Raw genomic sequence first — 6515 nt, 5'->3', positions numbered from 1 at the left:
GGAGACCTGACCGAGGCCCTTGGAGACCTGGCCCAGGCCCCCGGACACCTGTCCCAGGCCCCCGGAGGCGGCCATCGTCCTGGTCCGCAGGTCGGTCAGGCCGAGCTGGACCTGGCCGAGGATCGTCTGGCAGGCGACGCCGCAGTCCGCCTTGGAGGCCATCGACACTCCCCCGCTCAGCTGGTCGATGCCACCACCGGTCTTGAGGGCGTCCTGCAGGCCCGCGCGGACCTGGTCGACGCCGTCCTTGGACTGGTCCACACCGCCCTTGGATGCGTCGACGCCGTCCTTGGACTGGTCGACCCCGCCCTTGGACTGGTCCACACCGCCCTTGGATGCGTCGACGCCACCCTTGAGCTGGTCGAGGCTGCCGCCCTTCGTGGTCGCGGTCGCGAGCCCCTCGCGGATCTGGTCGACCCCGTCGATGAGGGTGTCGGCCTGTCCCTTGGCCCCGAGGCCGGCGCGGAGCTTGGCGATGCCCTCGTGGAGGGGCTTCGCCTGGTCCGGGAGGCCACCGACGCCGTCGTACATCTGGGTCAGGCCCGCGTCGACCTGGTCGAGGCCGTCCGCGACGAGCGCCAGGTTGTCGACGAGGGCGGGAGCGCCCTGACCGAGGAGGTGCAGACCGCCCGCGACCTGACCGGCGCCGTCGTCGACCTGGGCCGCGCCGCCGCTCAGCTTCCTGGCGCCGGCGTCGAGCTGGCCGGCCCCGGACGCGACCTTCGTCGCGCCGTCCGCCACCTTGGACGAGCCGTCCTTCGCTGCGCCCGCACCGGACCGCAGCTGGTCGGTCCCGGCCTTGAGCTGACCTGCGCCCGTGGCGAGCTGGCGCGAGCCCGGGAGCGCCTGGGCACCCAGACCGGCGTCGAGCCGCCGCGCCCCGTCGCGCAGCTGGATGAGCCCGGCGAGCAGCGTGCCGGCGCCGTCGCGCAGCTTGAGGAGGTTGGAGTCGATCTCCGTGGCGCCGGCGGTCAGGGTCACCCCGGTCGTCGCGCCGCTCTTGTAGCTCGCCGCTCCACCCTTGAAGGAGGGGCTGTCGAGGGGGCTGACGGGCAGGGCCGCCACGGATGCCTTCGGGAGCGTGCCGTCGACGATGTCCGCCGTGTAGCCGAAGGTCGTGGTCGGCGTCCCGATGGGCCCGAACAACGTCATGGTGAAGGTGAGCTTGGTCCCGCCCCGGCCGTCACCGGCGAGGTTGGCCTCCTTCGAGCTGACGTTGGTGAAGGTGTCGGGCAGCGTCGTCGTCAGCGACCCGACCATCGGGATGACGACGTCCTCGGTGGCGGACGTGCTGTGGCCGGTGCCGTCGTCGAAGGTGACCACCTGCGACGTCGCGGTCACGTTCTTGACGGTGTAGGTCACCCCGAGGCGTCCGCTGCGACCGAGGAGGTCCCCGGGCTCGACGGGCTTGCCGTCGAGCGTGTAGGCGGCGTGCACCTCGAGGGGCAGCTTCTTCGTGTAGTCGCTGACCGTGCGCAGCTGCTGCTCACCGTCGACGTCGTAGCGACCGACCATGGCACCGTTCTCGACGTCGAACCCACCGAAGCCGTCGAGGTTGCGCAGGCCCTGGGTCTCGACCGGGTTCTTGAGGTCGACCGTGCCGTGGCCCTTCATGGCGACCTGCTCGTAGACGCGCGCGACGTCGAGCGTCCCGGAGGCGTCGAGGTAGGCCTGCACGGTCTCGGTGTTGGAGACCTGGACGTTCGGATCACCGGCCGCGGCCGCGGGCGTGGCCGCGAGCAGCAGGAGGGTGGGCATCGTCGCCAGACCGGCGACGATGGTGGCGAGGGTTCGCTTGCTCACTGGGCTGCTCCCGTCACGAGGTCGTCGAGATGGGTGGTCGACCGCTCGGAGACGGCGTCGGGGTCCTCGACCGAACGGCGACGACCCGCCGTACGGGGCGACGAGTCAGTCTGTGGCGCAAGGAGGTTGGTGGCCAGGTAGCCAAGACCGACGGCCAGGAGGACGGTGGTGGCGGCCGCCGGTGAGTCGCTGAGGAACTGCGACGGCGCGTCCGTGTAGACCGACTCGTAGGCGCCGACGATCGATGCGGCGCCGACGAGCCCGCTCCAGAGGGGCAGGCGGCCACCCGACACCGCGGCGACGACCGCGACGAGCGCCACGACGATGAAGGCTGCGACGGCACGGCCCGCGGACGAGTCCGGCAGGAGCGCGGCGCGGAGCGCGAAACCGAGCCACGCGAGGAGGAAGCCCGCGAAGAACCCCGCCACCTTGCCCCAGGCGGGACGGTGCGGGACGAGACCGAGGACGCCACCGAGAGCCGCGCCCAGCAGGGCGACGTGCTCGAGGTCGAGACCGAGGATGTTGCTGAGCCCGATGATGACCGCCGCGAAGACGGCGAGACACAGACCTGTGACCAGGCTTCTGACCATGTCCACCTCACAGTAAAAGCACCCGTCTCCGTTGGCGGGTGCAAGTTACCGAGCAGTATGCAGGTGGGCGCGTCAGCGCGTGGTGGCAAGTGACGGAGACGACCTCGCCGTGTCCATAACGTGACCAAATGCCCGTCTCGAACGGGTACGCGACCGCCCACCTGCCCCGTGCGGGAGGGGGGCGACGCGGGCGCCGGTCAGTGCGCGGCGTCGTGCCAGGAGCGTCCGACCCCGACGTTGACGTCGAGCGGGACGTCGAGCTCGGCGGCGTGACCCATCTCGTGGCGGACGAGCTCCTCGACGTCGTCACGCTCACCGGTCGCCACCTCGAGGACGAGCTCGTCGTGGACCTGGAGCAGGATGCGGGACCTCGCCCCGGCCCGGGTCAACGCCCGGTCGACGCCGATCATCGCGACCTTCATGATGTCGGCGGCCGACCCCTGGATGGGCGCGTTGAGCGCCATCCGCTCGGCCATCTCGCGGCGCTGGCGGTTGTCCGACGTCAGGTCGGGCAGATAGCGCCGGCGGCCGAACATCGTCGCGGTGTAGCCGGTGCCGCGGGCCTCCGCGACGATCTCCTTGAGATAGGCGCTGACGCCGCCGAAGCGCTCGAAGTAGCCCTCCATGAGCCCGCGCGCCTCCTCGGTGCTGATGGTCAGCTGCTTCGACAGGCCGAAGGCCGACAGGCCGTACGCGAGGCCGTAGGACATCGCCTTGACCTTCGAGCGCATCGCGGCCGTGACGTGGTCGGGCTCGACGCCGAACACCTTGGAGCCGACGTACTTGTGGAGGTCCTCGCCGGTGCGGAACGCCTCGATGAGCCCCTCGTCGCCGGACAGGTGCGCCATGACGCGCATCTCGATCTGGGAGTAGTCCGCCGACATGAGCGCGTCGAAGCCCTCCCCCACGACGAAGAGCTCGCGGATGCGGCGCCCCTCCTCGGTGCGGATCGGGACGTTCTGCAGGTTGGGCTCGGTGGAGCTGAGGCGCCCGGTGGCGGCGATGGTCTGCAGGTAGGTCGTGTGGATGCGGCCGTCGTCGGCCACCGACTTCTGCAGTCCCTCGACGGTGACCCGCAGCCGCGCCGCGTCGCGGTGTCGCAGGAGCGCCTCGAGGAAGGGGTGCTCCGTCTTGGCGAACAGGTCGGTCAGCGCGTCGGCGTCGGTGGTCCAGCCGGTCTTCGTCTTCTTCGTCTTCGGCATGCCGAGCGTGCCGAAGAGCACCTCCTGCAGCTGCTTGGGCGACCCGAGGTTGATCTTCTCGCCGCCGATCGCGTCCCAGGCGTCCTGCTGGGCACTCGCGACCTTGGCGGCGAAGTCGGTCTCGAGCGCGTCGAGGCCGGGCACGTCGACGGCGATGCCGGTGCGCTCCATGCGGGCCAGGACGTCGACGAGGGGCAGCTCGACGTCGGCGAGCAGGTCGGCGCCACCGGTCGCGGCCACCTGCTCGTCGAGGACGGCGGCGAGGTCGCGCACGGCCGTGGCGCGCACCATCTCCTTCTGCGCGGCCTGCTCGTCGGCGTCGCCCCCGAAGTCGAGCATGCCCTGGCCGTCGGTCGGGGCGGAGCCGCTCAGCTCGCGGTGCAGGTTGCGCAGGACGAGGTCGTCGAGGTGATAGGTGCGCTGGTCGGGCTTGACGAGGTATGCCGCGAGCTGGGTGTCGCTCGTCAGTCCCGCGAGCGACCAGCCGCGGGCCGCCAACGCCTCGATCGGCCCCTTCGCGTCGTGCATGGCCTTGGGCCGGCCTGCATCCTCGAACCAGTCGCCGAGGGCGCCCTCGCCCTCGGGCGTCAGGGTCTGCAGGTCGATCCATGCCGCGCTGCCGTCGGCCGCCGCGACGGCGATGCCGCTCGCGTCGCCGGTGCCGCGCGCCCAGGTGCCGGCGACGGACAGGCCGGAGCGCTGGTCGGTCGTCAGGTGCTCGGCCACCCACGCCGGAACCGCCTCGGGCTCCAGCACGGCGCCGTCGACGTCGAAGCCCTCCTCGGCCTCGGGGGCGGCGGCCTCGACCGTGGCGAAGAGCCGGTCGCGCAGGACGCGGAACTCGAGGCCGTCGAAGACGGTGTGGACCTCCTCGCGGCTCCACTGGGTGCGCTGGAGGTCCTCGATCTCGACGCCGACGGGGCTGTCCTTGACGAGCTGGTTGAGGCGGCGGTTGCGCAGCACCTGGTCGAGGTGGTCGCGCAGGGACTGGCCGGCCTTGCCGGGGATCTGGTCGATGCTGGCGACGATGCCGTCGAGGTCGCCGTACTGGGTGATCCACTTCGCCGCGGTCTTGGGGCCGACGCCGGGCACCCCCGGGAGGTTGTCGGAGCTCTCGCCCACCATGGCGGCGAGGTCGCTGTAGCGGGTCGGGGGGACGCCGTACTTCTCCTGCACCTGGGTCGGGCCCATGCGCGAGACCTCGGACACGCCGCGGACCGGGTAGAGGATCGTCACCTTGTCGGAGACGAGCTGGAAGGTGTCACGGTCACCGGAGCAGATGAGGACGTCGAGGTCCTTGGCCTCGGCCTGCGTGGCGAAGGTCGCGATGATGTCGTCGGCCTCGTAGCCGTCGAGCTCGACGTAGCGGATCCGGAGGGCGTCGAGGATCTCCTTGACGAGCGGGATCTGGCCCTGGAACTCGTCGGGCGTGCGGGCGCGACCGGCCTTGTAGTCGGCGTACTCCTCGGTGCGGAAGGACTGGCGGGCCTTGTCGAAGGCCACGACGACGTGGGTCGGCTCCTCGTCGCGCAGCATGTTGATGAGCATCGAGGTGAAGCCGTAGACGGCGTTGGTGTGCTGCCCGGTGGTCGTCGAGAAGTTCTCGGCGGGAAGCGCGAAGAACGCGCGATAGGCCAGCGAGTGTCCGTCGAGGAGGAGAAGTCGGCTCACACGGCAACCCTAGTGGCGGCCACCGACGGCATGAGCCGGGGCACCGCGGGGCGGGAGGGCGGCATACGATCCCGCCATGACTGACTCTTCGACCCAGGCAGCCGGACAGACCCTCGAGGACATGCGGTCCATGGCGGAGGGCACGCTGCTCGAGCGCATGCAGATCGAGATGACCGAGGTCTCCCCCGAACACCTCGTGGCCACCATGCCCGTGGCCGGCAACACGCAGCCGTACGGCCTGCTCCACGGCGGCGCGAGCGTCGTCCTCGCCGAGACCCTGGGCTCCATCGGCGCGCAGCTGCACGCGGGACCCGGACGCGTGGCCGTCGGCCTCGACATCAACGCCACGCACCACCGCGCCGCCCGCTCGGGCGTCGTGACCGGCACCGCGACGCTGCTCAGCGCCGGCCGCACCCTGGTGAGCTACGACGTCGTCGTCACCGACGAGGACGGCCGCCGCCTGTGCACCTCGAGGATCACGTGCCTGCTGCGCGACGCCGCTCCGGGGGCCTGACCCGGAGCGGGACGGAGCGGGCCTAGCCGGCGATCTTCGGGTCGTGGCGCGGCGCGCGGGCCCGCGCCCTGAGGTCGCGACGACGCTGGAGCAGGTCGAGCGAGACCCGCTGGGTGCGCGACTCACCCGAGAGCTTGCGCTGCAGCGTCGCGGCCGAGGCCACCCGGCGCACCGTCTCGGGGGCGAACCCGAGTCGCGCGAAGAAACGGTTCGCCTCGCGGTCGCCCGCGGGAACCGCACTGGCGAGGTGCTCGCACCCCTGGCGGTCGGCGTAGCGGGACGCAGCCGACAGCAACGCGCGCCCGATGCCCTGCCGCCGGAAGTCCTGGTGCACGAAGAGCATGTCGATCGACACGCACGGCGAGTCGACGAGGAGGCTGCGCGTCGAGTCCGCGAGGACGACGTAGCCCGCAGGCCGGCCGTCGGTGAAGGCGACGAAGGCGCAGATGTCGTTGCGCTGCAAGGCGTTTCGCAAGGTGCCGTCGAGGGCGAGGCGCTGGGCGGCCTCGGGGGTGGTGCCGCCCTCGATCCGGTGGGTGATCCACAGCTCGATGAACGGCGAGTGCAGACCCTCGTCCACGCGCTGCACCGAGACCACTGCTCGACCCATCATTCCTCCTGTTCCGGCCCCGAGGTCACCCGGCAGACACTACGACCATCGGGGACGCGGCGGAAGAGCAGATCGCAACTGCACAGGTACGAAGCGGGGCACCACGACGGATGTCGTGGTGCCCC

The 6515-nt window shown here is 71.3% G+C and carries 4 protein-coding genes and 1 pseudogene; 1 reads left to right on the top strand and 4 read right to left on the bottom strand.

Annotation, left to right across the window (positions count from 1 at the left end; all coding sequences use genetic code 11):
* The 3 genes and pseudogenes from TAE01_RS20240 to polA form a co-directional block, all read right to left on the bottom strand.
* Positions 1–1803, bottom strand: a pseudogene (locus TAE01_RS20240) (hypothetical protein); the annotation flags it as partial.
* Positions 1800–2393, bottom strand: a complete 594-nt coding sequence (locus TAE01_RS20235; protein WP_147068612.1) for a hypothetical protein — start codon at positions 2391–2393, stop codon at positions 1800–1802. The pseudogene TAE01_RS20240 and the gene TAE01_RS20235, both read right to left, overlap by 4 nt.
* A 197-nt stretch (positions 2394–2590) precedes the next feature.
* Positions 2591–5266, bottom strand: a complete 2676-nt coding sequence (gene polA, locus TAE01_RS20230; protein ID WP_147068611.1) for a DNA polymerase I — start codon at positions 5264–5266, stop codon at positions 2591–2593.
* Between the two features lie 76 nt (positions 5267–5342).
* Between polA and TAE01_RS20225 the strand changes: the two genes are divergently transcribed.
* The gene (locus TAE01_RS20225) at positions 5343–5780 is read left to right on the top strand and encodes a PaaI family thioesterase (protein ID WP_147068610.1); all 438 of its coding nucleotides are present in this window, start codon (positions 5343–5345) and stop codon (positions 5778–5780) included.
* 22 nt (positions 5781–5802) lie between these two features.
* Here the strand turns inward: TAE01_RS20225 and TAE01_RS20220 are convergent, their stop codons facing one another.
* Positions 5803–6390: a GNAT family N-acetyltransferase gene (locus TAE01_RS20220; RefSeq protein ID WP_246111479.1), complete on the bottom strand. Its 588-nt coding sequence runs from the start codon at positions 6388–6390 to the stop codon at positions 5803–5805.
* Between the last annotated feature and the right edge of the window lie 125 nt (positions 6391–6515).

This window comes from Terrabacter aerolatus (assembly GCF_007991735.1).
In the GTDB taxonomy this organism is placed as follows: Bacteria; Actinomycetota; Actinomycetes; order Actinomycetales; family Dermatophilaceae; genus Terrabacter; species Terrabacter aerolatus.
The sequence above is the reverse complement of the archived record's forward strand: the minus strand, read 5'-3'. Positions and strand labels throughout refer to the sequence as shown.

Excerpts from the sequence above, each read along its gene's own strand:
- TAE01_RS20235 (WP_147068612.1), bottom strand. The coding sequence starts at position 2,393 with ATGGTCAGAAGCCTGGTCACAGGTCTGTGTCTCGCCGTCTTCGCGGCG.
- TAE01_RS20225 (WP_147068610.1), top strand. The coding sequence starts at position 5,343 with ATGACTGACTCTTCGACCCAGGCAGCCGGACAGACCCTCGAGGACATG.
- TAE01_RS20220 (WP_246111479.1), bottom strand. The coding sequence starts at position 6,390 with ATGGGTCGAGCAGTGGTCTCGGTGCAGCGCGTGGACGAGGGTCTGCAC.